The 25,726-nt window shown below is 73.8% G+C and carries 22 protein-coding genes; 7 read left to right on the forward strand and 15 right to left on the reverse strand.

The window, feature by feature from the left end; translation table 11 throughout:
- The first annotated feature begins 44 nt into the window (after nucleotides 1–44).
- From ACIP4P_RS02080 to ACIP4P_RS02090, 3 genes are all read left to right on the forward strand, one after another.
- Complete coding sequence (locus ACIP4P_RS02080) at nucleotides 45–1,775, forward strand: DUF885 domain-containing protein (protein WP_400913763.1); 1,731 nt, start codon at nucleotides 45–47, stop codon at nucleotides 1,773–1,775.
- Between the two features lie 205 nt (nucleotides 1,776–1,980).
- Nucleotides 1,981–3,048: an NAD(+)/NADH kinase gene (locus tag ACIP4P_RS02085; RefSeq protein ID WP_400913765.1), complete on the forward strand. Its 1,068-nt coding sequence runs from the start codon at nucleotides 1,981–1,983 to the stop codon at nucleotides 3,046–3,048.
- A gap of 117 nt (nucleotides 3,049–3,165) precedes the next feature.
- Entirely contained in the window at nucleotides 3,166–3,882 is a 717-nt protein-coding gene (locus ACIP4P_RS02090; RefSeq protein ID WP_400913767.1) for a flavodoxin family protein, read from the forward strand.
- Nucleotides 3,883–3,905: 23 nt separating this feature from the next.
- Here ACIP4P_RS02090 and ACIP4P_RS02095 read toward each other — a convergent pair whose 3' ends face one another.
- Nucleotides 3,906–4,895 (reverse strand): aldo/keto reductase, encoded by a 990-nt coding sequence (locus tag ACIP4P_RS02095; protein WP_400913769.1) that lies wholly within the window; start codon nucleotides 4,893–4,895, stop codon nucleotides 3,906–3,908.
- A gap of 289 nt (nucleotides 4,896–5,184) precedes the next feature.
- On the opposite strand from ACIP4P_RS02095, the gene ACIP4P_RS02100 reads away from it, so the two are divergent.
- Nucleotides 5,185–6,090 carry an alpha/beta fold hydrolase gene (locus ACIP4P_RS02100; protein ID WP_400913772.1) on the forward strand — a complete coding sequence of 302 codons (906 nt, stop codon included), beginning with the start codon at nucleotides 5,185–5,187 and terminating at the stop codon, nucleotides 6,088–6,090.
- A 49-nt stretch (nucleotides 6,091–6,139) separates the two neighbouring features.
- On the opposite strand, the gene ACIP4P_RS02105 is transcribed toward ACIP4P_RS02100, so the two are convergent.
- The 5 genes from ACIP4P_RS02105 to ACIP4P_RS02125 form a co-directional block, all read right to left on the reverse strand.
- Entirely contained in the window at nucleotides 6,140–7,078 is a 939-nt protein-coding gene (locus ACIP4P_RS02105; RefSeq protein WP_400913774.1) for a hypothetical protein, read from the reverse strand.
- Nucleotides 7,079–7,385: 307 nt separating this feature from the next.
- Nucleotides 7,386–8,552, reverse strand: a complete 1,167-nt coding sequence (locus tag ACIP4P_RS02110) for a hypothetical protein (RefSeq protein ID WP_400913776.1) — start codon at nucleotides 8,550–8,552, stop codon at nucleotides 7,386–7,388.
- A 117-nt stretch (nucleotides 8,553–8,669) separates the two neighbouring features.
- Entirely contained in the window at nucleotides 8,670–11,216 is a 2,547-nt protein-coding gene (gene lanL / locus ACIP4P_RS02115) for a class IV lanthionine synthetase LanL (protein ID WP_400913777.1), read from the reverse strand.
- Nucleotides 11,217–11,218: 2 nt separating this feature from the next.
- Nucleotides 11,219–11,386 carry an SflA family class IV lanthipeptide gene (locus tag ACIP4P_RS02120; protein ID WP_400913779.1) on the reverse strand — a complete coding sequence of 56 codons (168 nt, stop codon included), beginning with the start codon at nucleotides 11,384–11,386 and terminating at the stop codon, nucleotides 11,219–11,221.
- Between the two features lie 209 nt (nucleotides 11,387–11,595).
- Nucleotides 11,596–12,231: an NAD(P)-dependent oxidoreductase gene (locus ACIP4P_RS02125; protein WP_400913780.1), complete on the reverse strand. Its 636-nt coding sequence runs from the start codon at nucleotides 12,229–12,231 to the stop codon at nucleotides 11,596–11,598.
- Between the two features lie 128 nt (nucleotides 12,232–12,359).
- Here ACIP4P_RS02125 and ACIP4P_RS02130 point away from each other — a divergent pair, with 128 nt between their 5' ends.
- A complete protein-coding gene (locus tag ACIP4P_RS02130; RefSeq protein ID WP_400913782.1) occupies nucleotides 12,360–13,013 on the forward strand; it encodes a TetR/AcrR family transcriptional regulator in 654 nt (217 codons plus the stop codon).
- A gap of 85 nt (nucleotides 13,014–13,098) precedes the next feature.
- Here the strand turns inward: ACIP4P_RS02130 and ACIP4P_RS02135 are convergent, their stop codons facing one another.
- The 3 genes from ACIP4P_RS02135 to ACIP4P_RS02145 all read right to left on the reverse strand — a co-directional run bounded on the left by ACIP4P_RS02135 (nucleotide 13,099) and on the right by ACIP4P_RS02145 (nucleotide 14,682).
- Nucleotides 13,099–13,464, reverse strand: a complete 366-nt coding sequence (locus tag ACIP4P_RS02135; protein ID WP_400913783.1) for a VOC family protein — start codon at nucleotides 13,462–13,464, stop codon at nucleotides 13,099–13,101.
- 9 nt (nucleotides 13,465–13,473) lie between these two features.
- Nucleotides 13,474–14,061 carry a TetR/AcrR family transcriptional regulator gene (locus ACIP4P_RS02140; protein ID WP_400913785.1) on the reverse strand — a complete coding sequence of 196 codons (588 nt, stop codon included), beginning with the start codon at nucleotides 14,059–14,061 and terminating at the stop codon, nucleotides 13,474–13,476.
- A 129-nt stretch (nucleotides 14,062–14,190) separates the two neighbouring features.
- Nucleotides 14,191–14,682, reverse strand: coding sequence for an Lrp/AsnC family transcriptional regulator (locus ACIP4P_RS02145; protein ID WP_400913787.1), 492 nt, complete (start codon nucleotides 14,680–14,682; stop codon nucleotides 14,191–14,193).
- A gap of 212 nt (nucleotides 14,683–14,894) precedes the next feature.
- On the opposite strand from ACIP4P_RS02145, the gene ACIP4P_RS02150 reads away from it, so the two are divergent.
- A complete protein-coding gene (locus tag ACIP4P_RS02150; RefSeq protein WP_400913788.1) occupies nucleotides 14,895–16,547 on the forward strand; it encodes a histidine decarboxylase in 1,653 nt (550 codons plus the stop codon).
- Between the two features lie 18 nt (nucleotides 16,548–16,565).
- Here the strand turns inward: ACIP4P_RS02150 and ACIP4P_RS02155 are convergent, their stop codons facing one another.
- The 3 genes from ACIP4P_RS02155 to ACIP4P_RS02165 all read right to left on the reverse strand — a co-directional run bounded on the left by ACIP4P_RS02155 (nucleotide 16,566) and on the right by ACIP4P_RS02165 (nucleotide 18,504).
- Nucleotides 16,566–17,069, reverse strand: coding sequence for an LURP-one-related/scramblase family protein (locus ACIP4P_RS02155; protein WP_400913790.1), 504 nt, complete (start codon nucleotides 17,067–17,069; stop codon nucleotides 16,566–16,568).
- Between the two features lie 287 nt (nucleotides 17,070–17,356).
- A complete protein-coding gene (locus tag ACIP4P_RS02160) occupies nucleotides 17,357–17,572 on the reverse strand; it encodes a hypothetical protein (RefSeq protein WP_350510809.1) in 216 nt (71 codons plus the stop codon).
- Nucleotides 17,573–17,823: 251 nt separating this feature from the next.
- Nucleotides 17,824–18,504, reverse strand: a complete 681-nt coding sequence (locus ACIP4P_RS02165; protein ID WP_400913792.1) for a LuxR C-terminal-related transcriptional regulator — start codon at nucleotides 18,502–18,504, stop codon at nucleotides 17,824–17,826.
- A 170-nt stretch (nucleotides 18,505–18,674) separates the two neighbouring features.
- On the opposite strand from ACIP4P_RS02165, the gene ACIP4P_RS02170 reads away from it, so the two are divergent.
- Nucleotides 18,675–21,971: a bifunctional cytochrome P450/NADPH--P450 reductase gene (locus ACIP4P_RS02170; protein ID WP_400913794.1), complete on the forward strand. Its 3,297-nt coding sequence runs from the start codon at nucleotides 18,675–18,677 to the stop codon at nucleotides 21,969–21,971.
- Nucleotides 21,972–22,091: 120 nt separating this feature from the next.
- On the opposite strand, the gene ACIP4P_RS02175 is transcribed toward ACIP4P_RS02170, so the two are convergent.
- The 3 genes from ACIP4P_RS02175 to ACIP4P_RS02185 form a co-directional block, all read right to left on the reverse strand.
- Nucleotides 22,092–23,471, reverse strand: a complete 1,380-nt coding sequence (locus ACIP4P_RS02175; RefSeq protein WP_400913795.1) for an amidase family protein — start codon at nucleotides 23,469–23,471, stop codon at nucleotides 22,092–22,094.
- A gap of 101 nt (nucleotides 23,472–23,572) precedes the next feature.
- Complete coding sequence (locus tag ACIP4P_RS02180) at nucleotides 23,573–24,790, reverse strand: damage-control phosphatase ARMT1 family protein (protein WP_400913797.1); 1,218 nt, start codon at nucleotides 24,788–24,790, stop codon at nucleotides 23,573–23,575.
- Between the two features lie 370 nt (nucleotides 24,791–25,160).
- Nucleotides 25,161–25,712, reverse strand: coding sequence for a GNAT family N-acetyltransferase (locus ACIP4P_RS02185; RefSeq protein WP_400913798.1), 552 nt, complete (start codon nucleotides 25,710–25,712; stop codon nucleotides 25,161–25,163).
- Between the last annotated feature and the right edge of the window lie 14 nt (nucleotides 25,713–25,726).

The following is a 25,726-nucleotide window of genomic DNA, read 5'->3' on the forward strand; positions in this document are numbered from 1 at the left end:
CGGCACCCTGGACGGCCGGTCGACCGCTGAGCGAGCATGGGGGCATGCCCGAGACGCCGAAGTCCGCCCGCACGATCGCCGACGAGCACGTCGCACGGGTCGCCGAACTCGACCCGGCGACCGCGACCAGACTGGGTCTGCACCCCGGCGACGACCGGCAGCCGGACCTGTCGCCGGAGGGCTTCGAGGCGCGGGCCGAACTGGCCCGCAGGACACTCGCGGTGCTCGACGCGGCCGCTGCTCCCGGTGACGGTCCCGGCAACGATCTCAGCGGCGATCTCTGCGGCGATCCCGCCGAGCGGGACTGCGCCGGGCTGCTGCGGGAACGGCTCACCGCCGAACTCGCGGTGCACGAGGCCGGGGACCACTTCCGGGCGCTGCGCAACGTCAACTCGCCGCTGCACCAGGTGCGGGGAATCCTCACCATGATGCCGACCGACACCGAGGAGCAGTGGGCCGCCGTCGCCGGGCGGCTGCGCGGAGTGCCGGGCGCGTTGGACGGCTACCGGGCCACCCTCGCCGAGGGCATCGGCCGCGGGCTGCTGAGCGCACCCCGGCAGGCCCGCGCGGTGATCGCCCAACTCGACGCCTGGACCGGGCGGGAGAACGGCGGCGCGAGCTGGTTCACCGGGTTCGCGGCGGGCGGCCCCGCCGTACTGCGGAGCGAACTCGACACCGCCGCCGAGCGTGCGACCGCCGCGACGGCGGCCTTCCGCGACTGGCTGCACGACACCTACCTGCCCGCCGCCGACGGCACCCCGGACGCCGTCGGCCGTGAGCGCTACCTGCGTGCCGCCCGCTGGTCCAACGGCGCCGACACCGACCCGGCGGAGGCGTACGCCTGGGCCTGGGAGGAGTTCCACCGCACGGTCGCCGAGATGCGGGTCGAGGCGGAGCGGATCCTCCCCGGCGCGGGCGTCCGGGCCACCATGGCGCACCTCAACCGGCACGGCCACGCCGTCGAGGGCGAGGAGAACGTCCGCGCCTGGCTCCAGCAGGTCATCGACGAGGCGATCGACGCCCTGGACGGCACCCACTTCGACATCACCGGGGCGATGCGCCGGGTGGAGACCAGGATCGCGCCGCCGGGCAGCTCGGGCGCGCCCTACTACAACGGCCCCAGCCTGGACTTCAGCCGTCCCGGCCGCACCTACCTGCCCACCCTCGGCCGGACGTCCTTCCCCACCTGGCAGCTGGTCAGCACCTGGTACCACGAGGGCGTGCCGGGCCACCACCTGCAGACCGCCCGCTGGACGGCCTGCGCCGACCGGCTCAGCACGTACCAGATCACCCTCGGGGCGGTCAGCGCCGACAAGGAGGGCTGGGCGCTGTACGCCGAGCGGCTGATGGACGAACTGGGCTTCCTGACCGACCCGGCCCGCCGGCTCGGCTACCTGGACAAGCAGATGCTGCGGATCATCCGGGTGATCGTCGACCTCGGCATGCACCTGGAACTCGCCGTCCCCGCCGACGCGGCCACCGAGGAGTGGAGCGGCCACGCCGGCGAGCGCTGGACCCCCGCCCTCGCGGACGGGTTCATGGCCGCCCACCACGGCAGCGAGTTCCCGCGCCGCGCCTCCGAGATCGACCGCTACCTCGGCTGGCCCGGCCAGGCCATCGGCTACAAGCTCGGCGAACGCGTCTGGCTGGAGGGCCGGGAGGCCGCCCGGCGTCGACAGGGCGCGGACTTCGACCTCCGGGCCTGGCACTCCCGGGTGCTCGCCCACGGCTCCTTCGGCCTGGACGCGCTGGCCGCCCGCCTCGCCGAGGCCTGACCGGGAGCCCCCTTGGCAGGCCCAGGCGTGCGGGTGGATGCTCGTGCAGCTAGGGCAACACTGTTGCGCTAATACTGCAATGGGGGTGTAGTAAGTCGGCGGGCCGATCGTACGGCGAGGCGTCAGGATGGGCCCGGTGGGAACAGGCGGCCTCCGCAGTCCGGCGGGCGCCGCCGTGGAACGAGGAAATCAGGCGAGGTCCGTCATGCCCGTGCACCGTGTCGGACTGGTGGTCCACCAGGGCCGGGCCGCTGCCCGGGCCGCCGCGCGCGTCGTGCACGGCTGGTGCGAGGCGCACGGCGTCCGGTGCACCGAGATCGATGTGTGGTCCGCGGAGCAGCACCGCCGCTCCGCCCGCGAGGAGGCCCACGCCGCCGGGGACCCAGACCTGGTCGTCACCCTGGGCGGGGACGGGACCTTCCTGCGCGGCGCCCGGATCGCCGTCAAGACCGGCGCCACCGTGCTCGGCGTCGACCTCGGCAAGGTCGGCTTCCTCACCGAGGTGCCGGCCTGCGACATCGCCGCCGCGCTCGACGCCGTCCACGACGGCCACGCCCCGGTCGAGGAGCGGATGACCCTGACCCTGCGGGCCTCCCGGCCGCCGGAGGTGCCCGCGGAACTGGAGGCGTTCCTCACCTACGGCCGCGGCCCCGCCCTGCCGCCACCGCAGGTGCGGCCGGAGAGCACCGCGGGCGACGGCTGGGGCCTGCCCCTCGACGTCAACGCCCTCAACGACGTGGTGGTGGAGAAACTCGCCCGGGACCACCAGGTCAGCGCCGGTGTCTACATCTCCGGCCGGCTGCTGGCCGCCTACTCCGCCGACGCCCTCGTCGTCGCCACCCCCACCGGCTCCACCGCCTACAGCTTCGCCGCCGGCGGACCCGTGCTCTCCCCGCACATGGACGCCGTCGTCTTCACCCCGATCGCCGCCCACATGACCTTCAACCGCACCGTCGTGGCCGCCCCCGACGAACCGATCGCGCTGCGCGTCCTGCCGCACTCCGGCCGCGCCGCCGTCAGCATCGACGGCCGGCTGCGGGGCGTCCTCGACCCGGGCGACTGGATCGGCGTGTACCGCGCCCCGCAACGCGTACGGCTCGTCCGCCTGCGGCCCACCGATTTCTACGGGCGCCTCCGGGACCGCTTCCGGCTCACCGACGCGCCCGCCACCGCGACCGACGGGGAGGCGGCCCCCTACTTCTTCCGCCCCGACTCCTGCGTCCCCCCGGACCTGGCCGGCCTGCGGCTGCCGCCGCCGACGGCGGCCCGGTGAGCGGCGCGCCGTCAGGCGACCGGCCCAGCCCCGCGAGCGCCCGGACGGCCCGGCTGGTGAGCTGTGCCGGGAGTCCGCGACCCCGCCGGTCTCCCGACCGCTCCGAGTGAGGAACCCATGCCGGACCCGACGACGTCCTACACCGACCTGCGCGCCCTGGTGATCAACTGCACCCTCAAACGCTCCCCGGAGCGCAGCCACACCCAGGGCCTGATCGACGTCAGCACCGGCATCCTGGAGCGCCAGGGCGTCGCGGTCGAGGTCCTCCGAGCGGTCGACATCGACATCGCGACGGGCGTCTGGCCGGACATGACCGAGCACGGCTGGGAGACCGACGAGTGGCCGGTGATCTACTCCCAGGTGATGGCCGCCGACATCCTGACACTCGCGGGACCGGTGTGGCTGGGGGACAACTCCTCCGTGATGAAGAAGGTCATCGAGCGGTTGTACGCCTGCTCGTCGATCCTCAACGCCGAGGGCCAGTACGCCTATTACGGGCGGGTCGGCGGCTGCTTGATCACCGGCAACGAGGACGGCGCCAAGCACTGCGCGATGAACGTCCTCTACAGCCTCCAGCACCTGGGCTACACCATCCCGCCCCAGGCCGACGCGGGTTGGGTCGGCGAGGCCGGGCCCGGGCCGTCGTACCTCGACCCGGGATCGGGCGGCCCGGAGAACGACTTCACCAACCGCAACACCACCTTCATGACCTGGAACCAGCTCCACCTGGCCCGCATGCTCAAGGACGCCGGCGGCATCCCGGCCCACGGCAACCAGCGTTCCGAGTGGGACGCCGGCTGCCGCTTCGACTTCGAGAACCCCGAACACCGCTGAACCACCGACGTCGGACCGGTCGGTCAGCGGTTCACTGCCCGCATCCCGTCCTCGTCGTAGCGCTCGCCCGCCGCCTCGGGCAGCTCGGCGTCGATGCGGGCCAGGTCCTCAGCGGTCAGTTCGACGTCGACCGCGCCCGCGTTCTGCTCCAGATAGGTGCGGCGCTTGGTGCCGGGGATCGGCACGACGTTCTCGCCGCGGGTCAGGACCCAGGCGATCGCCAGCTGGGCCGGGGTGACGTCCTTCTCGGCGGCGATCTCCTTCACCTTCTCCGCGAGCTGCAGGTTGGCCGCCAGATTGGCCTCGGCGAAGCGCGGGTTGGTGCGGCGGAAGTCGTCCCGGTCCAGCTCGTCGGGGGAGCTGAAGCGGCCCGCGAGGAAGCCGCGGCCGAGTGGGGAGTACGGTACGAAGCCGATGCCGAGTTGCCGGCAGGTGGGGAGGACCTCGGCCTCCACGTCCCGGCTCCAGAGCGAGTACTCGCTCTGGACGGCGGTGACCGGGTGGACGGCGTGGGCGCGGCGGATGGTCTCCGCGCTGGCCTCGCTCAGCCCGATGTGCCGGACCTTGCCCTCGGCGACCAGTTCGCCGAGGGCGCCGACGGTTTCCTCGATGGGCACGTTCGGGTCGACCCGGTGCTGGTAGTACAGGTCGATGCGGTCGGTGCCGAGCCGCGTGAGCGAACCGTGGACGGAACTGCGGACGTGCTCGGCGGAGCCGTCCTGGCGGCCGACGGTCGACATGTCACCCGGAACCGCGCCGTCCATGCGGTAGTTGAACTTCGTGGCGATCACGTACTCGTCGCGGTGACCCCGGACGGCCTCGCCGACCAGGGATTCGTTGGTGAGCGGTCCGTAGACCTGCGCCGTGTCGAGGAAGGTGATGCCGAGGTCCAGGGCGCGCCGGATGGTTGCGACGCCCTCGTCCTGGTCGGCCGTGCCGTAGAAGGCGGACATCCCCATGCAGCCGAGGCCGATGGCCGACACCTGGAGGTCCCGCAGACTGCGCTGTCGCATGTGGCGTGTCAGCCCTTCGTCGTGTTGATCCCGTGGCACGACGCCTTCCGACGCCCCGGTTCGGGCGACCGGTCGGCCCCGTCTCTTCGAGGAGGACCCTACGGCGCCGGGGACCTCCGGAGGCGGACCGGCGCGGCCGGTTCGGTGTACCGGGGCCACGCCGTGTCATGGTGCCGCGGTCGGGTCCGGTGCCGGGGTCGACTTGTGTGCGCAGGGCGCTCATGTGGTCGGAGCAGTACCTGTGTTGACCCGCGACCCTGCCCGCTTCGGGCCGTGCGAGCATGGCCGGATGACTTCGACTTCCTACGACCTGCACCGGGTGACGACGCCGGTGCTGGAGATCGCCTACCACCGGGTCGGTGAGCGCGGACGGGCGTCCGACGTTCCGGTGATCCTGCTGCACGGCTTTCCGTACGACGTGCGGGCCTACGACGAGGTGGCGGGGCTGCTCGCCGGGGCCGGGCGGGAGGTGCTGGTGCCGTACCTGCGGGGGTACGGGCCGACGCGGTTCCTGGCGGAGGGGGCGGTGCGTAGCGGGCAGCAGGCCGCGTTGGCGCGGGATCTGGTGGAGTTCATGGACGCGCTGGGGATCGAGCGGGCCGTGGTCGCCGGTTACGACTGGGGTGGGCGGGCGGCCTGTGCGGCGGCGGCGTTGTGGCCGGAGCGGGTCGAGGGCCTGGTCGCGGCGGGTGGTTACACCGTTCAGGACATCGCCCGGGCGATGGAGCCGGCCTCGCCGGAGGCGGAGCGCAACCTCTGGTACCAGTACTACTTCCATTCCGAGCGGGGCCGCCAGGGGCTGGAGCGGAACCGTGAGGAGCTGTGCGGGCTGCTCTGGCGGCTCTGGTCGCCGACGTGGGCGGGGGTGGAGGAGGCGTTCGCGGCCTCGGCGGTCAGTCTGCACAATCCGGACTTCGTGGACGTCGTGATCCACTCCTACCGGCATCGCTTCGGATTGGTCGAAGGCGACCCGCGTTACCGGGAGTTGGAGGAGGTGTTGGCGGCCCGGCCGTCGATCGCGGCGCCCACGGTGGTCCTGGTGGGCGAGGAGAACGGGGTGATCCCCGCCGTGGATCAGACCGGTACGGAGCGGTTCACCGGGCCGTGCGAGGTCAGGACGCTGCCCGGGGTGGGGCACAACGTGCCGCAGGAGGCGCCGGGGGCCTTCGCGGAGGCGGTGCTGGGTCTGGGGTGAGGTGGCAGGGAGGCGTGGGGGCTTCCCCCCATGCCTCGGCGCGTGGCCGTCAGCCGTGCGTCACGCACTTGTTGGCGCTGTTGGACCACAGGCCCTGGAGGTCGAAGGTGCCGGTGCTCAGGGTGACGTAGGCGTCGAGGTTGATGCACTCGTCGCCGATCTCTCCGCCGCTGCCGTTCCAGCCGATGCTGGGCCAGAAGTCGGTGACGGTCTCGGCGTACTCGTGGGTCTCGGTGGACTCGATGCCGGAGAGCAGCCGGCCGTCGGTGAAGGTGGTGCAGGCGCCGGCGCCGTTGTCCGGGATGTACGGCAGGTTGGTGTAGGCCAGTTTGCCGTACGCGGTGCTGGTGAAGTCGTGCCAGGCGCAGAAGCCGGAGTTGGGGAAGCCGTCGGGGTGCGTTCCGGTGGGGGAGAGCACCACGTACTGGGCGTTGAGGTTGGGCGCCTGGGTGGTGTTGCCGAAGTGGGCGGCGGCCTTGCCGGCCTCGGCGGCGATCTGGGCGGCGGTCGCGTTGGTGGGCGCGGCACCGGACTTGTCGAACCAGACGCCGGCCAGCGGGGTGGTCGCCGGGTGCTGGACGTGGACGCCCTTGGTGCCGCAGGTGGTGGTGCCGACGGCGACGCCCTCGCAGTACTGGGAGAGGATGGTGCCCCAGGTGTCCTTGGCGCCGTAGAGGCCCTTGAACATGTTCTGCATGTCGGGGGCGACCTTCGCCGGGTCGGAGGACCACTGGGTGCCCCAGAACACCAGGTACACCTTGGGGGTGGGGGACACCACGCCCTGGCCGGCGGCGGAGCCGACCGAGAGGGTGTTGGTGGCGGCCGTGGCCGACCGGTGCCCGGCGCCGGGGGTGAGCGGTTTGGCGCCGAAGTGGGCGCCGGCCGGGGCGGGTTGCGCCTCGGCGCCGGTGGCCAGCGCGGTGGTGCAGAAGGCGGCCAGGGCCAGCGCGGTGAGGGTGTGGGCGGCGGCCTTGAGCGGTGTGCGCATGCGTCTGCTCCCGAGTGTGAGGGTGTGGGAGGTTTGTTGGTACGGGTTGAGCCCGGACACCACATCAACTCGGCCGGTGGTCCGTCCAGTTGGCGGACAGGGGGGTGGGAAGCCTTTGCCGTGCTCATACCAAGTCCTTGTCGGTGGGCCGGAGTCGGTGCCCTGTGGTGTGCCGGATACGTGGTGGAGGTGTTTTGGTCGCGTCACCGAACTGCCTCGCTGGCGGAGGCTGTTGGGTGTGGGCGGGGGCTGAACGGCGAAGCGTGCCCCGGCGGTCGGCGCCGGGGCACGCTCGGGGGAACGCCGTTCAGTGGAGGACGTTGAGGGTGTTGGTCGCGTCGTCGACGAAGTAGACCGCGTTCCGGTCGAGGTCGACCGCCAGGCCGAACAGCGCACCCGCGCCGGGCGGGGTGCCGCTGCTGTCGAGCGTACGGACCGCGACCTGCTCGCCCGTCGGGGTGGTCTCGACGATGTTGCCGTCCCCGGCGTTCACCGTGAGGACGTCGCCGCCGGGGGCGACGGCGAGGCCGAGCGGCCCGTTGAGGGCGCCGCCGCTGCTGACCACGGCGCCGGTTCCGGTGTCGCCGGTGCGGTGGAGGGCGTCGGGGATCGCGGTGATCCGGTTGCCGACGGTGTCCGCCACGAAGAGCGTGTCGTCACGGCCGAGGCCGACGCCGGTCGGGCCGACCACCAGGGCCGTGGGGTCGCTCCGCTCACCGAAGCCCGAGCCGATCCGGGTGGTCGCGACCCGCTGTGGCGGCTCGTCCCCCTGTCGGCACAGGGTGATCCGCAGCACGGTGCCCTGGTTGACCACGCTCCCGCCGCCGGCCACCGTCCCGTTGAGCACGTTGGTGACGAACAGCTCGTCGCGGTCGCCGAAGCTGACGGCGGTCATGTCCCACGGCCCGTTGATGCCGTCGCCGGCGATCGTCTCGCGCACCGCTCCGCTGCTGTCCAGCACCAGCAGGCAGCCGGCCTGGGCGGTGGCGGCGGTGCCGTCCAGGGTGGGCAGGCTGCCGACCACGACCCAGCCACCCGGCAGTACGGTCAGGGCGGTGGTGAGGCCGATCCCGCCGGGGCAGGGGCCCGGCAGGTGCGCCGGGTCGATCTGCGCGAACAGGCTGGTGGTGCCGTCCGGGCCGACCTGCACCAGGGTGGTGCCGGTGCCTTGCAGGTTGGTCGAGTTGTTGAAGTTGCTGACCAGCACGTTGCCGCGGTTCAGTCGGCCGACGCTGTGCCGAATGGTGAACGTGCCGTACGGGTTCACGTCGCCGTTGGCCGGGACGGTGGAGGCCACCGTGGAGACGGTGTTCAGCGGGCCGAGGAACGGGCCGGGGGTGGCGGGGCGGGCGACGGCGCCGCCGGGCGCGGTGGCGCCGAACAGCAGCGTGGTGGCGGCGGCGATGCCGACCCGTGCCCAGCGCCCGGCCCGGCCGCCGCGCGGGGCGGTCGAGCGCGAAGAGTGAGTTCTCATGAGCGCAAAGTTAGATCGTCACCGGAGTGCTCAGCGCGGGGCCTCGGCCGGATGGCGGCGGGGCGGCTCAGGTGGGTCCGTAGGTGAGGTCCGTCGGTCCTGGTTGGCCGACGCTGGTCAGTCGAGCAGGCCGAGGCGTGGGCCGCCCCGGTCGTGCAGGCGGCGGAGGAAGCCGAGCACGCCGGCGGAGCCGCCGGCCCAGGCGGCGGAGGGCCGGGTGAGGCCGGTGTCCGGGAAGACCGGGCGGGACGGGGTGCCGCCGCTGCGGCTCAGGATGACGGCGGCGACGGTCGTGGCGGCGTCCCAGAACTCCTCGGAGCAGGACCGGGACGCGACGGCGACGTCCACCAGCAGGTCGCCGACCCCGGCGAGGCCGCAGCACTGGGTGACCAGCGGCATCCGCGGCGCGAGCGCGGCACAGGTGCGGGCGGTCCGCTGGGCGAGGGCGAGGTACCCGGGCTCGTCGAGCCGGTCGGCGGCCCGGACCAGCACCGCCCCGACCCCGGCCAGGCCACGGCACCAGGAGCCGTAGCGCCGGGTCGCGCCCGGCGCGGTCGCCCGGGCGAGCAGGTCCGGGGTGACGGCGGCCAGCTGGGCGCAGGCCTGTTCGGCCCGGCGGCGGGCGGTCGGGTCGCCGCTCGAACTCCCGTACTCCAATAGGAAGTAGGCGATGCCCGCGGTGCCGTGCGCCAGGCCCTCGCGCAGGGCGGCGCGGCCGGGGGTGTCGGCGCCCGCGGGTGACAGCCGGGCCTGGCCGGAGGCCAGCATCCGGGCGCAGTCGGCGGCCACGGCGAGGTGCCGGGCGTGGTCGGTGCCGGGGTGCCGGGCGAGCAGCAGGCGGCCGATGCCGATGCCGGCGACGCCCTCGATCAGGTCCGCCTCGGGTGGTCCGCCGTCCGGGCCCCGGGCGGGCGGCCCAACGCTGTCGGTGATGTGGGTGGTGGTGATCCCGGCCTCGGTGAGGAACAGGTCGACGCCGGTGCGGCCGGAGTAGAAGCCCGGCGACAGGCTGCGGGACTGGCCCGCCGTCCAGTGCGCCAGCGCGTCGACGGCCTCGGGCACGCCGGGCCGGTGGAGGTGGCGGAGCAGCTCCAGGCCGAGGCCCGCGCTGCCGCCGTAGACGTCGATCGGGGTCGGGACGGCCGTTCGGGCGGCGAGCGCCGGGTCGGCGATCCGGTGGGCCTCGGCGACGCAGTAGGCGCTGGTGTGCGCGATGATCTCGGCGAGCAGGTCGTCGTCGACAAGCGATTGCCCGGGGCCGCGCGGCGGGCCGGGGTGGTGCGGGCGGCTCCCGGAGGGCGTCCCGGTGCGCAGCCGGTGTGCGCCGGCGGCTCGGACCGCCGGGTCGGCGCTGGTCAATTCGGCGATCAGGTCGCGCAGTTGACGGTGTTCGGCGCCGGGTAGGGCCCAGTCGAGACCGGTCAGGGTGCGGTCCCGGTTGACGGCGGGGTCCGGGTCGACGATCACCGGGTCCAGGCCGGTGGCGGCGAAGGCGAGGGTCGCGCCCAACGCGTGGTAGTCGTCGGCGGGTTGGGCCGGCTCTCCGGTCGGGCGCCGGACCGGTCCGCTGTAGCCGGGCGTCGCGCCGTCCGGGTCGGTGCCGTTCAGGGCGCTGATCCCGAAGTCGACCAGGTGGCACCGGCCTTCGGCGTCCAGGGCGACGTTGTCGGGCTTCAGGTCGCGGACCACCACGCCCCGCCGATGGATGCCGTCCAGGAGGCGGAGCAGCCGCCCGGCCAGGTCGGCGAGCCGGTCGGGGGCGTACGGGCCGTGCTGCTGGACCTCGCGGCGCAGGTCGCGGTCGCCGCAGCTGGTCATCACCAGGTAATCGTCCGCGCGGTGCCGGAAGCAGTCGAGGGCCCGGGGTACGCCGGGGAGGCCGTCGAGCGCGGTGAGGACGGCCCGTTCGTTGTGCAGTCGGGTGCGGGCGTCCGCGCCGGACTCGTCCTCGGCGACGAAGGCGCGGGCCTGCTTGACGACCACCGGCCGTCCGTCGGTCAGGTCGACCGCCCGGTAGACGTTGCCCTGGGGCTTGCGGGCGATGCCGACGGTGACCCGGTAGCGGCCGCCGCCGAGGCCGGGGGAGGCGCGGGTGGTGGCCGGGTCGGGGGAGGTGCGGGTGGTGGCCGCCCGCTGCGCGAAGGGGTCGGCGGCCCAGGGCGGGCAGCGGTAGGAGCCGACCGCCAGCCCGTCGAAGAGCCGGCCGTCCGGGCCGACCATGACCGACTCCAGCCGTCCGCTCCGGCCGGTCCGGTAGTCGCCGGTGAACGGCCCGTACCGGTAGTAGACGGGTGCGTCCGGGTCGACCTGCCGGTCGCTGACGACCTGTGGACCCTCCCGGCCGCGCAGCGCCGTGACGAGTTCGTCGGCGAGCGCGACCACGGTGTCCGGGGCCGGGTAGACGGTGACCGCCTTGCCGACCGAACCGTCGCCGCGCCCACCGGAGTTGAGCTCCCGCAGGACCTCCGGGCCAGCCGCCCACTTGGCGTGGCAGACGTGCCGCGCCAGCACCGGCAGCACCAGGGCGGTCAGCTCGGCCAGCCCACCGGGCCGCGCCGAGAGGTGCAGCTTCCAACCGTGTTCCACCGCCGGCATCCGCGGGTCGGTCAGGTACGACCAGGTGTCGTCGGACCAACCGCGGCGGCCGGCGGTGGAACCGGTCACCGTCAGGAGTTGAAGTCGCAGGCGAGTCGGGTGGTGGCCGTGACCCACGGGTCGGCGAGACAGGCCGTGGCCTCCCGGTCGGTGCGGTCGTCGTCCTCGAACAGGACGGCCTCGTCGTCGACCACCAGCGGACCCGCGTCGCGGATCTCCTCGATCATGGTTCCGGGCATGTGACGCCTCCAGATCTCTTGTCGTGCTCCGATGACACGCCATGGGTCGCAGCCCTCACGGACGCTCGGAGTGCGAGCCGCCCGGGATCCCGAACCACGAAGGTAGGGAGGAACCTTGGGCCTGACAAGGGGGCAGGACGCGTCGACTCCACTTTTCCCGCACATCCGTGGAGAACGTGGCGAAATCGTGGGCGGAGCCGGGTCGGGGCTCAGGAGCTGACGCCGACCGCGTGCCGGAAGCTCGTCGGGTCGGCGACCAGGTCCAGCATGGCCCGGGCGACGTCGGCGCGCGGGACGGCGGCCCCGGCCGGTCCGGCCTCGACGGCGTGCCGGTAGCGCCCCTGGCCGGGGTGGTCCGTCAGTCGCGGCGGCCGCACCGCCGTCCAGTCCAGGTCGCTCGCGCGCAGGATGCGCTCCATGGCCTCCAGGTCGGTGTAGACGTCCCGGAGCACGGCCCACAGCAGCGGGCCGAAGACCTTCGCGCTGAGCAGGGACTGCCCGGCCCCGGAGCGGTTGAGCGGGCCGGCGCTGACCACCAGGATGCGGCGCACTCCAGTGGCGGCCATGGCGGTGGCCGCCGCGCGGGCGGAGGTCGAGGCCGGTTTGCGGGGATCGATCCGGCCGATCGCGCCGATGCCGGAGAGGACGGCGTCGGCGCCCGCGATCACGGGTTCGAGGGAGACCGGGTCCAGGGCGTCGGCCCGGACCACGGTCAGCCGGTCGTGCTGGACGGGCAGTCGGGCCGGGTCGCGGACGGCGGCCGTCACCTGGTGTCCGTCGGCGAGGGCGAGGGCGACCAGGTGGCGGCCGATGCCGCCGGTGGCGCCCAGAACGGCGAGTTTCATGGCCCCTCCCGGGGGTGGGTGAGTGCAGGGCGGGTGCAGGGTGAGTGAGGGGTGGGTGAGTGTTCACTCCCCTCCTCTCCTCCATGGTGAGTGAGCACTCACCCACACGTCAAGGTAGGCTGGCGCCCATGACGGACGAGGGGAAGCGCGACGAGGCCGGGCCGCTCACCGGAGGGGCGCTGACCAGGGCGCGGGTGCTGGACGCCGCGGCCCGGCTGATCGGCACGGTCGGTCTGGTCAAGGCGACCACGAAGCAGATCGCCCGGGAGGCGGGCTGCTCGGAGGCCGCCCTCTACAAGCACTTCCGGGACAAGGAGGAGATCTTCGTCCGGGTCCTGCGCGAACGCGCCCCGCGGCTGGCCGAGGCCATCGCCGAACTGCCCGCCCGGGCCGGGCAGGGCACGGTGCGTGAGCACCTGGAGGCGGTCGTCCTGGTCGCGGTGCCGTTCTACCGGCAGTCCTTCCCGATGGCCGGCGGACTGCTCGCCAGCCCCGAACTGCTCGCCGCCCACCGCCGCAGGCTCGACAACGCCGGTCCGCACCACGTCAGTTCACGTCTGGCCGACTACCTGCGGGCGGAGCGGCAACTCGGCCGGATCGCCGACGTCGACCCGGACGCCACCGCGATGCTGCTGATCGGGGCCTGCTTCCACCGGGCCTTCCTGGAGGTCTTCTACGCCGGGGAGGGCCCGGCCGACGTGCTCAGACCGGGCGCCCTGGAGGACTTCGCCCGCGAGACCGTCCGGGCCCTGCTCGGCGGCATCGAGGAGACCGCCGGGTAGGGCCTCCCGGTTCGGTTCCGCCGGGCTTCCGGTCCTGCCGGGCGCCGCATGCCCGGCTGGATCGGAAGACGTGGAGTCGGCGCCGTCACGCGGGCGACATGACCTCGTAGAGGTTCCCCGCCGCGTCGGCGAAGTACAGGCCGCGGGCGCACAGCGGGTGGTCGATCCGCCCGTTGTCGGGTTCGCGCGGGTCGTCACCGTACGGCACCCCGGCGGCGCGCAGCCGGCCGAGGATCCCGTCGAAGGTCTCCGGGTCCACGTCGAAGGCCAGGTGGTGCCCCTCCGGGGTCGCGACGGACAGGAAGTCCAGCGTGAGCGCCTCGTTGACCCGTACCGGCGCGAAGTGCCGGTCGGCGCCCCGGTACTCCAGGCCCATGACGGAGGCGAAGAAGCGCGCCGCGGCCTCGTTGTCGTGGGCCGGGACGATGGTGTGGTTCAGCGTGATGGGCATGCGCGCCGCTCAGGGTTCGGTCGGCCGGGACAGGACGCCGTGCAGGACGAGGTCGACGAGCTCCTCGGTGGTCAGCCGGGCCGGTGAGTCCGCCGGCTCGTGGACCCCGACGAACTGGAGGCCGAGGAAGACCGCCGCCGCCTGATCCGGGGACAGCCGGAGCGCGTCGCGGTCCGGGGCGAAGAGTTCGGCCACGGCGGCCCGGACCGGCAGCGAGCCGGCCGCCCGGTCCGGCGGTGCGCCCGCGGTGCCGGTGCGGCCGGTCCGTTCGCGCCCGCCGGTCGCGTGGAGAGCGCCGATCAGGGCGCCGATCCGCTCCAGGTGGGCCTGCAGCGCCGTGGCGGCCTCGGCCAGCCGGGCGGCGAGCGGTTGGTCCAGGGGGACGAGGGCGAGTTCGGCGAGTGCGGTGGCCGGGCTGAGCGCCTCGGCCGTGCAGGCGTCGAGGAGTTCGTCCTTGTCCGCGAAGACGCGGAAGATGGTGCCCTCCCCGATGCCGGCGGCCTGGGCGATCTGGCGGGTCGTCACCGCGCTGCCGTGCTCGATCACGAGCGGGAGGGCGGTCCGGACGATCATCTCCCGGCGGCTGTCGGGATCCATTGCGGGTGCCCGTCGACGGGTGGGTTCCGGTGTCATGCTCGACAGTATCGGAGTGAGCACTCACTCCGGTCAAGGGAATACTCGCTCCGGTCGGGGGAGGCGGCCGAGGGCGGCTGACGGGCCCGGCCGTCAGGGGCCGGGGGCGAGGTAGTGGCGGCCCGGTATCTGCTCGAAGATCAGGTTGGTGCGGGTCTGGGCGACCGCGGGGTGGGTGGTGAGGTGGTCGACGACGAAGTCGCGCAGGGCCTCGGGGCCGGCCACGCCGACGTGCAGCAGGTAGTCGTCGGAGCCGGCCATGTGGAAGACGGCGAGGACGCCGGGCAGGTCGGGGGCGGTGCCGCGGAAGCTCTCGTTCTGCTCGCGGGTGTGGGCGCGTAGGCGGACCGAGATCATCGCCTGGAGCGGCAGACCGATCGCGGCGGGGTCCAGTTCGGCCCGGAAGCCACGGATCGTGCCGCGCTCCTGGAGGGCCCGGACCCGGGCCAGGCAGGTGGAGGGGGCGATGCCGACGGCGGCCGCGAGGGCGTTGTTGGGGAGGCGGGCGTTGTCGGCCAGGGCGCGGATGATCGCCCGGTCGACGTGGTCGATCGGTGCCCGGCGGGCCTGCGGATTGTTCGGCATGCCTGCCAGGATTCCAGCCGTTTCCGCAGGATCGCAAACCTGGTCGGGCATGGATCGAATGTTCTTCGGCGAGGCTTCCCAGGGGCGTCCGAAAGTTCCATCCTTACCGACGGTCCTTACCGACGACCGCGATCGACGAACGTGATCGACGATCGCGACCGACGGTGACGGCCGTCCGTCGTCGTGCCTGAAGAACCCGGAGCGCACCGCCCATGAGCCCGACCGCCTTCCCCCTCGCCGCGACCGCCGTCGACCCCGGTCCGGAGCTGGACGGCGGCGACTTCGCCCTCCCCGAGGGCGGTCTGGGCGAGGAGCGGCGGCTGCGCGCGCTGGACGCCGTGGACGAGTACCTGACCCGCAAGCGCAAGCACCTGGTGGGCTACCAGGCCACCCAGGACATGCAGGGCACCGCGCTGGACCTGGCCCGGTTCCTGCCGAACAACATCAACAACCTCGGCGACCCGTTCCAGAGTGGCGGCTACAAGCCCAACACCAAGGTCGTCGAGCGCGCGGTGCTCGACTACTACGCGAAGCTCTGGCACGCCGAGCGGCCGCACGACCCCGCCGACCCGGAGTCCTACTGGGGCTACATGCTGTCCATGGGCTCGACCGAGGGCAACATGTACGCCCTGTGGAACGCCCGGGACTACCTCAGCGGCAAGGCGCTGATCCAGCCGCCGACCGTCCCGCTCGACACCCTGCGCTACGTCAAGGCGGACCCGGACCGGCACAACCCGAACGCCCACCACCCGGTGGCGTTCTACTCCGAGGACACCCACTACTCCTTCGCCAAGGCCGTCGCCGTGCTGGGCGTGGAGACCTTCCACGCCGTCGGCCTGGAGCTGTACCCCGACGAGTGCCCGTTGGTCGACCCGGTGACCGGGCTGCGCAGCTGGCCCACCGAGGTGCCGTCCCGCCCCGGCCCGTCCGGGCTGTCCTGGGACGGTACGGGCGAGATAGACGTCGACGCGCTCGCCGTGCTGGTCGAGTTCTTCGCCGCCAAGGGGCACCCGGTCTTCGTCAACCTCAACCTCGGCAGCACCTTCAAGGGCGCCCACGACGACGTCCGGGCGGTCTGCGAGCGACTGCTGCCGATCTTCGAGCGGCACGGGCTGGTGGAGCGCGAGGTGGTCTACGGCAGCTGCCCGCGGACCGGCCGGCCGCTGGTCGACCTGCGCCGCGGCTTCTGGATCCACGTGGACGGCGCGCTCGGCGCCGGGTACGCGCCGTTCCTGCGGCTGGCCGCGGCGGACCCGGAGGCGTACGGCTGGACGCCGGAGGCGGAGCTGCCCGAGTTCGACTTCGGCCTGCGGCTGCCCACCGCCGGGCACGGCGAGGTCGACATGGTCTCCTCGATCGCGATGAGCGGCCACAAGTGGGCGGGCGCGCCGTGGCCGTGCGGCATCTACATGACCAAGGTGAAGTACCAGATCTCGCCGCCGTCCCAGCCGGACTACATCGGCGCGCCGGACACGACCTTCGCCGGCTCCCGCAACGGCTTCTCCCCGCTGGTCCTCTGGGACCACCTGTCCCGGTACTCCTACCGCGACCAGGTGGCGCGGATCCGCGGGGCCCAGGAGCTCGCGGCCTACCTGGAGCGGCGGCTGGTCGCGCTGGAGCGGGAGCTCGGCGTCGAGCTCTGGCCGGCCCGCACCCCGGGCGCCGTCACGGTGCGGTTCCGCAAGCCGAGCCCGGAGCTGGTGGCCAAGTGGTCGCTGTCCTCCCAGGACGTGCTGATGGTCCCGGGCGACGAGACCACCCGGCGCAGCTATGTGCACGTGTTCGTGATGCCCTCGGTCGACCGGGCCAAGCTGGACGCGCTGCTCGCCGAACTGGCGGAGGACCCGGTGGTCCTGGGGGCGTGACGGCTGCCGTGACAGCCGTCAGAGGTTGGTCAGCTGGTCGCCCTTGGCGTCCTCGATCACGTGGTCGACGCAGACCGCGAGGATGACCAGGATCAGGGCGTCCTGCTCGCTGAGCACGTCGACGGCGTAGGCGTCGCGGACGGTGAACCAGCGGCGGGATATGTGGGCGAGGGTGGTGCCCTCGTGCCGGATGTCGAACTCGCGGTCCCACAGGTTGCCGCTGACCTTGAGCCGGCGGCCGTCGCCGAGACGGACCTTGAAGCGGTCGCCGAACAGCGCGAACATCTTCTTGCTGATCTTGGCGGTCGGCTGGCCCTCCTGCTTGATCAGCAGGGTGTGGTGGATCGTGAAGGCCTTGCGGACGATGCTCGCGACGTGTTCGCCGCGGGTGTCGACCAGGGCGAAGGTGCGGCGCAGCCGGAAGAACCTCCGGTTCACCCGGTAGAGCCTCTCCCGGTGCTCGGTCTCGATCCAGGCCTCCTCGTGGAAGGCGAACATGCGGTCGCGGACCAGGTAACGCACTGTGGTTCCCCCCGTGGCGGATCCGCCGGCCCCCGTGGCGCGGCGCGGCCCAGAGCGTAGCGGCCGGTCAGCGCGGGGGTGGGGCGGGGGGTCAGGCTTTTACCGGTCCGCGACCTTCCGCCCACACGGCGGTGACATCGGCTGCGGGACGGTGACATCGGGCCGGGGGTCGGCGGCGTCCGAGGGGCGGGACGCCGGGCTCGACCCCGGGCGGCGGTGACGCAGGGTGGTGATGGCGCAGGGTGGTGATGGCGCGGGACGGTCAGGCGGGGGCCGGCGATGCCGGGTCAGGCGATGCCCTGCCCGTCGATGTCCGCGCCCCACTCGTCCTCGCCGACGGCGCCCACGCAGTAGCCGCCGCCCTGGACGGTGCCCCCGCCCGCCTCGCACTGCTCGCGGGTGACGTCGGCCGGGAGGGCCAGGGCGGGGGCGGCGCCGGTGAGGGCGAGGACGGCGGCGGTGGCGAGCGGGACGGCCAGGCGGGCCAGCGATGAGATGGTCATGCGCCTTACCAGAGCACGTGCCGGTCCTGACGGCGAGTCGGGAGCGGCCATTCGCAGGCGGTGCAGGCGGTGCAGGCGGTGCAGGCGGTGCAGGCGGTGCAGGCGGTGCAGGCGGTTCTCCGGTGCACCGGAGGACCGCCGAGTCCCCTGATGTGACGTGGCATCGGCTGCCCGGTGCGGCGGTAGCGGGTCCGCGCCCTGGGGGAGGAGGCCGACGCCAACCGCACCCCGGTCTACCGGGTCCGCCCCCGTCAGTGCGGGTGGGCCGGTTCCGGGGGCCAGGTGTCGGGGGCGAGGACGCCGAGGGCGTACGCGTGGGCGACCAGGGCGGTGCGGTTGGGCAGCTGCCAGCGGCGGGAGAGCCGGGTGAGGTGGTAGTTGACGCCGTCCGGGGTGAGGCCGATCTCCTTGGCGATCCGCGCGGTGGTGGCGCCCCGGGCGGCCGCGGCGAGGATCCGGGCCTCGATCGGGCTGGCCGTGGGCCGGGTGGCGGGGACCGGCGGCGTCGGGCGGGTGGCGGGTTCGTCGCGGGCGTGCAGGGAGAGCAGCAGGTTCGGGGTCTGCTCGGGGGTGTCGCTGACCAGGTCGACGGTCATCTCGCCCCGGCGCTCGCCGCGGCCGGCGGGCGTCCAGGAGACCCGGGCCGAGTACTGCGAGCGGCGGTGCAGCCGGACCGCCTCGCCGAGTGCCTGGAGCGTGGCGTCGTCCCGCAGGGTGAAGTACTCCAGGATGCGGCGGTTGCGCAACTGGCCCGGCAGACCGCCGAACTCGGCGGCCATCGCGCGGTTGACGATCAGGATCCGGCCGCCCCACTCGCACACCGCGATGGGCAGCGGCACGTGGTCCAGCAGGCGCAGCGCCCGGTTGCGCCAGATCACCGCGGCGTCCGGGCGGGTGCCCGGTGCCGGACCGAAGCTGTCGGTCGGTCGCATGCCTCGTCCTCCTCCCGCGGCAACCGCCCAGGTCAGAACTGACGGGTCGTAGGCAAGTCCCCTGATGCCGCTGGCACTACACAATCATGTAGTGAGGGCGGCCCGGACCGTTCGGCGGGGGCAGAGAGTGGAGATACCGAGAACTTTCCTGCCGTGGGAGGGACCCACCGATGACCGACACCACGACCGAGGCCAGGTCCGAAGCCGTCGACGCCGCCGCCGAGGCCATCCGCGACACCGTTTCCGGGGCCGTGACCGCGGCCGCCGACGGGACCGCGACCGCCACCGGGGCCGTGATCGACACCTGGGTGCCGGGGGTGCCGCTGGTGGACATCTCCGGCCTGCCGCCGGTCAACGTACCCGTGCTGCGGACCATGGACCTGGCCAGAGAGCACGGCTCGGTGTTCCTCCAGCGCCTGCACGGCCGGGAGGTGCTGATGGTCAGCAGCCTGGAGCTGGTGGAGGAGCTGGCCGACGAGGAGCGCTTCACCAAGGCGGTCGGCCCGGCGCTGGAGAACGTCCGGGAGTTCACCGGGGACGGCCTGTTCACCGCCTACAACGACGAACCGAACTGGGCCCGGGCGCACGACATCCTGATGCCGGCGTTCGCGCTCGGCTCGATGCGCACCTACCACCCGGTGATGCTCAGGGTGGCCCGTCGGGTGATCGAGTCCTGGGACCGCCGCTCGGCCGCCGGGCTGACGGTGGACGTGCCCGGCGACATGACCCGGATGACCCTGGACACCATCGGGCTGGCCGGGTTCGGCTTCGACTTCGGCTCCTTCGAGCGGGACGAGCCCCACCCGTTCGTGGAGGCCATGGTGCGCTGCCTGGAGTGGGCGATGACCAAGCTCACCCGCGACCCCGACCTCGACCACACCGAGCGGGACGCCGCCTTCCGGAGGGACGCCGACTACCTGGCCGGCGTGGTGGACGAGGTGATCGCCGCCCGGGTGGAGAGCGGTGCCGAGGCCGGGCCGGCCGAGGACCTGCTCGGCCTGATGCTCGGCGCGGTGCACCCCTCCGACGGCACCCGGCTGGACATCGAGAACATCCGCAACCAGGTGATCACCTTCCTGATCGCCGGCCACGAGACCACCTCGGGCGCGCTCTCCTTCGCGCTGCACTACCTGGCCAAGCACCCCTCCGAACTCCGGCTGGTGCAGCAGGAGGTGGACGCGCTCTGGGGCGACCAGGCCGACCCGGAGCCCTCCTACGAGGACGTCGGCCGGCTGCGCCGCACCCGGCAGGTGCTCAGCGAGGCGCTGCGACTGTGGCCGACGGCGCCCCAGTTCAGCCGGGAGGCGCGGGCGGAGACCCTGCTCGGCGGGCGGATCCCGGTCCGCCCCGGACTGCCGATCTTCGTGCTGACCCCGATGCTGCACCGCGACCGGGCCTGGGGCGACAACCCGGAGCTGTTTGACCCCTCCCGGTTCGACCCGAAGCGCGAGGAGGCCCGCTCGCCGCACGCCTTCAAGCCCTTCGGCACCGGCGAACGCGCCTGCATCGGACGGCAGTTCGCGCTGCACGAGGCGGCCATGCTGCTGGGCATGCTGGTGCACCGCTACCGGCTGATCGACCACGCCGGCTACCGGCTGAACCTCAAGCAGACCCTCACCATCAAGCCCGACGGGTTCACCCTCGCCCTCGCCCCGCGCACCCCCGCGCCGGTCCAGCCGCTCCGGTCGGACCAGCCGGACCAGGGGGTGCGGCGGGCCGGGGTCGCGCAGGTCGCCGAGCGCCCCGGCCGGGTCCGCCAGGGCACCGGACTGCTGCTCCTGCACGGCTCCAACTACGGCGCCTGCCGCGAGTTCAGCCGCCAACTCGCCGAGACCGCGGCCGACCTGGGCTGCGACACCGCGATCGCCCCGCTGGACGCGTACGCCGACGGCCTGCCCACCGACCGGCTGGTGGTGATCACCGCCGCCTCGTACAACGGCCAACCCACCGACGACGCCGCCGAGTTCTTCCGCCGCCTGGGCGAGGCCCCGGAGGGCGCCGCCGCCGGCGTCGAGTACGCCGTGCTCGGCATCGGCGACCGCACCTACGCCGCCACCTACCAGCGCGTCCCCGGCCTGATCGACGAGCGGCTCACCGCCCTCGGCGGCACCCGGCTGCTCGACCGCGCGGAGGCCGACGCCTCCGGCGATCTCACCGGCACGGTACGGGAGTTCACCGAGGCGCTGACCGACCTGCTGCTGACCCGGCACGGCGACGCCGAGGCGGTGGCCGCGCCGCGCGAGGAGGCCGGGTTCACCGTGACCGAGCTGGTCGGCGGCCCGCTGCACGCGCTGGCCGCCCGGCACGGCATGAGCGAGTTGACCGTCACCGCCGTCGACAGCCTGACCGACCCCGGCTACCACCGGGTGAAGCGGCTGGTCCGGCTCGCCCTGCCGGCGGGCACCGACTACCGGACCGCCGACCACCTGACCGTGCTCCCGGCCAACGACCCCGTCCTGGTCGAGCGGGCCGCCCGGCTGTTCGGCGCCGACCCGGAGACGCTGCTCGGCATCGTCGGCCACCGGCGCACCGGGCCGGCCGTCGACCGCCCGTTGACCGTCCGGGAACTGCTCACCCACCACGTCGAGCTGCAGGACCGCCCGACCGCCGAGCAGCGCGCCGCACTGGCCGCGCTCAACCCCTGCCCGCCCGAGCAGGCCGCGCTGCGGGCGCTGCCCGCGGACGACCCGCGCACCCTGCTGGACCTGATCGAGGACCACCCGGCGCTGCGGGAGGTGCTGACCTGGCCGGTGCTGCTGGAGCTGCTGCCGCCGATCCGGCCCCGGCACTACTCGATCTCCTCCTCACCGGCCGCCGGTGCGGGGGGCTCCGGAGGGGGCGGCGAGGTCGACCTGATGGTGTCGGTGCTCAGCGCCCCGGCCCGCTCCGGCCGCGGCACCTACCGCGGCACCGGCTCCGGCTACCTCGACCGGGTGGCCGTCGGGGACACCGTGCTCGCCCGGGTCCAGCCGTGCCGGGAGGCGTTCCGGATCGGGCACGGCACCCCGGTGATCATGATCGCGGCCGGTACCGGCCTGGCACCCTTCCGCGGTGCCGTCGCCGACCGCCGGGCGCTGCTCTCCTCCGGAACCGGGCTCGCCCCGGCGCTGCTGTACTTCGGCTGCGACGCCCCGGACGCCGACTACCTGCACCGGTCCGAGCTGGAGGCGGCCGAGCGGGCCGGCGCCGTCTCGATGCGGCCCGCGTTCAGCGAGCGGCCGCAGGACGGGCGGCGCTTCGTCCAGGACCGGATCGCGGCCGAGGCGGCGGAGGTCTGGGCGCTGCTCGCCGCCGGGGCCGAGGTGTACGTGTGCGGCGACGGCGCCCGGATGGCGCCCGGCGTGCGGGAGGCCTTCCGGGCGCTCTACCGGGAGCGCACGCCGGGGGCGGACGAGCGGCAGGCACAGGACTGGCTGCAGGGCCTGGTCGAGGCCGGCCGCTACGTCGAGGACGTCTACGCGGGCTGACGGGTCGACGGCCCGACGGCTGACCGCCCGACGGCTGACCGCCTGACGTCTGACCGACCGGGCCGTCCGTCCGCTGCGCCTCGACCGACGTGGCGGGCGGACGGCCCCCGGCGTCAGGCGTCAGGCGTGCAGCAGGGCGTCGACCCGGGCGGCCGCCGACAGCAGCGCCCGGTCGGCCAGCCGGGGGCCGATCAGCTGGACGCCGACCGGCGCCGATCCGTCGACCGGGAGGGGGAGCGTCACCGAGGGCAGGCCCGCGGTGGCCGCCGGGGAGGTGTTGCGGATCAGGGTGTGGAAGGTGGACACCTCGCGGCCGTTGAGCGGGAGGCTGTCCTCGTACCGGCGCAGCGGTCGGGCGCAGACCGGGACGGTGGGGCAGAGGATCGCGTCCAGCCCGTTCGCCGTGAACAGTTCGGCGTAGTCCGCCTGCAGGGCGCGGCGCCGGTCCAGCGCGGTGTCCAGGCCGGCGGGCCCCAGGAACCCGGGGGCGTCGGGCAGCGCGGTGGCCTTGAGCAGCTCGGCGATGTCCGGATCGCCGACCGCGTCCAGCACCTCGACGGGGGAGAGGCCGGTGCGGTGCTCGTTCAGGTAGCGGGCCAGCGCGGCGGCGAACTCGCCGAAGACGAGCGGGAAACCGATCCGGGCGTCGGCGGTCGCCAGGTGCGCGGTGTCCACCGGGACCCACTGGACCCGGGCCGGATCGAGCCGGTCGACCGCGACCTCCCAGGCGGCCTGGACCGGGCCCTCCAGGTCCTCGGCGAACACCTGCCGCGGCAGGCCCAGCCGTAGTGGACGCTCCGGATCCCGGTGGTCGGAGGTCTCCCCGGTGACCAGGGTGTCGAGCGCGGTCAGCCGGGCCAGGGTGCGGGCGATCAGCCCGGGGGTGTCCCGGGTGGTGGACAGCGGGGTGATCCCCGCCGAGGGGTAGCGCCCGGCGCTGGGGCGCAGGCCGTAGACCCCGTTCAGCGCGGCCGGGACGGTGACGGACCCGCCGGTGTCGGTGCCGAGGCCGGCCTCCGCGACGCCCGCCGCCACCGCGGCCGCCGTACCGCCGCTGCTGCCGCCCGCGAACAGGGCCGGGTCGGCGGCGTTGCCGACGGCGCCGAAGGTGTGGTTGCAGGAGGTGGCCCCGAGCGAGAGCTCATGCATGTTGGTCTTGCCCAGCACGATCGCCCCGGCCGAGCGCAGGGCCGTGACCACGGGTGCGTCGGCGTCCGGGACGAAGCCGGTCAGCGCGGGGGTGCCCGCGGTGTTGGGCAGGCCGGCGACGTGGATGTTGTCCTTGACGACCAGGCCCCAGGCCTTCGCCCGCACGCCCTCCGGGCCTCCCGCGTCCCGCGCGTCGCCCGCGTCCTGTGAGTCCCCTGCGTCCCGCCGGGCCGCCTCCGTGAGCGCCCCCTCCGCGTCGAGCGTGATGAACGCGTTGAGGTGCTCGACGGCGGTGGCCCGGTCGAGCGCGGCCGCCACGAGGGCCTGCGCCGTGGTGTGCTGCTCGGGCATGGGGCGGTTCCTCCGTGCGGCGTCCGGGTGACGGTCGATCACACCGTACCCGGGCCTGCGGGCCGGGATGCGGGGGTGCGACCAGGCAGGTCGGACGGCGGCTACGGGTGCGGGCGGAGCTGGATGACGGCGTGCCGGCCGTTGGTGCGCCAGGGGGTGCCGGTGGCGTCGAGGCGGGTGACGGTGGTGGGGGCGAGGCCGACGACGACGTCCGACTTGAGGGTGCGCAGGGCCGCGACGGGGGAGGGGAAGTGGCCGGCCGCGGTGGCGAAGGGGGTGGTCGGGGGCCAGTGGCGGTCGCCCACCAGGCGGCGGTAGTTGAGGTCGCCCTTGAGGATCGTCAGTGTGGCGCCGGCGAGTTCGGCGCGGAGGTCGGCGGGCAGGTCGTGGTAGGGCAGCGGGGCGCAGTGGAACGGGTGGGTGCGGATCGTGAGGGTGCCGCCGGTCAGCGCCTGCCAGAGGCGGCGGCCGATGGCCTCGGCGGCGGGTACCGGTGCGGTGCGCAGGCGTTGGACGGTGGCGAGGACGTCGTCCGTCGTCGCGTCCGACACGAAGTACGGCTGCGGTTTGACGTGGAGGACGACCTCGGCGGCGAGGTCGGCGGTCAGCAGGTGGTCGATCAGGACGAGGTCCGGCAGCAGTTCGCGGCCCGCGTTGTCGGCGATCAGGCAGACCCGTCCGGGTCCGGACCGGGTCAACTCGGCGTGCAGCAGTGCGCTGTCGTCGGCGGCCAGTGGGGAGGCGGCCGGTACGGAGGCGGCCGGTACGGACGGCCCTCGGTCGTCGGGCTCGTCGGGCTCGTCGGACTGGGCGGCCATGGCGAAGCTGAGGTCCGCGCGGTTGCCCCACAGGGCGGAGGCCAGCAGGGCGTCCGTCCGTCGGTCGGGCGGCAGGTCGGTGAGGCCGCTCAGGGCGGCCAACTCCCCGTCCACGGCGGTTCCGCGCAGTTCGGCGTCCTTGAACGGCGCGAACGGGTCGACGCCCTGCCAGGCGCCGGGCCGGAAGTAGCCGGTGGCGTCGAGCAGTCGGCGGTAGAAGTAGCTCTCCGCCCACAGGAACGGCGCCTCGCTCCAGGGCTCGCCCCACCGGCCCTCGCCCCAGGCCAGCCACTGGGCGGCGTCCGGGGCGTCCGCGGGGAGGGGCTCCAGGATGCCGCCGCCGGTGCTCTCGGTGAGCAGCCGCTCGATCGCCGCCCGTTCGGCGGGGCCGTACGGCAGGGCGTCGAGGACGCGCCGGATGAGTTCGGGGTGGCGCTCGTGGAAGACGCTCCGGGCGAAGGATCCGGGGACGTCGCTGCGGATCACGGGGGCGTCGGGCACGGTGGCGGTCTCCTGTCGGCGTCGCCGCCGGGGTGGGCGGCTTCCGCCGACAGTAGACGATCACGTGCCGTGGGGCGGGAGTGGAAGGGCGGCGCGGGTGGGGGCGAAAAAGTGTTATCGGCACCGCCGTCGGGCGGTCTCCTGGGCGTGGGAACGGACGCGGGAGGTCGCGGCAGAGGGTATGCGGCCGGAACGCGGGGTTCGAGATGGGGCGCTCCGCGCGGAGGTGAGGTCTCCGGCCGCGTCCGTTCCCACGGCGTCCGGCCGGATCGTCCCGTCCGGCGGGCGCCGCCCGGCGGTCCGTTCGCCTCCCCCACGGCGGCGGACCGTCGGGCCCCGCCCTGCCCGGGGTGGGGTTCTGCGGGGCCGGTCAGGCGTGTCGGAGCCGCCAGATCTGCTCCTCGCCGGTCTCGGCCGGGGCGAGCGCTTCGGCGGGGCGGCGGGCGTGCTCGGTGAAGCCGAGGCGGATCGGGACGGCGCGACTGGCGTGGTTGGCCGGGTCGTGGACGATCTCGACGAAGTCCACGCCGGGGAGTCGGAAGGCCTGCTCGGTCAGCGCCCGGGCCGTCCGGGTGGCGATGCCGCGACCGGTGGCGGCTGGGTGCAGCCAGAAGCCGATCTCCCGGCCGTTCTCGGCGGTGTCCTCGCGGCGGAACAGCCCGCATGCGCCGACGATGGCGCCGTCCAGCAGGATCGCGTAGGTGAAGTCCCGTCCGCTCTCCCACAGTTCGGCCCGTTCGGCCAGGAACTCGGTGGTCTTCGCCCGGCTGTGCTCGGCGACCCACGGCATCCAGGGCCGCAGGTGCTCCAGCGACTCCTCGATGACCTGGAAGAACTCGGGGAGGTCCGCCTCGCCGCGGAAACGGCGGAGCGTCACCTCACCGAGGACGATTTCCTGCTCGGCCTGTCGTACCTGGTCCATCACCGGAGGATGTC

The organism is Kitasatospora sp. NPDC089509, assembly GCF_044749365.1.
GTDB lineage: Bacteria > Actinomycetota > Actinomycetes > Streptomycetales > Streptomycetaceae > Kitasatospora.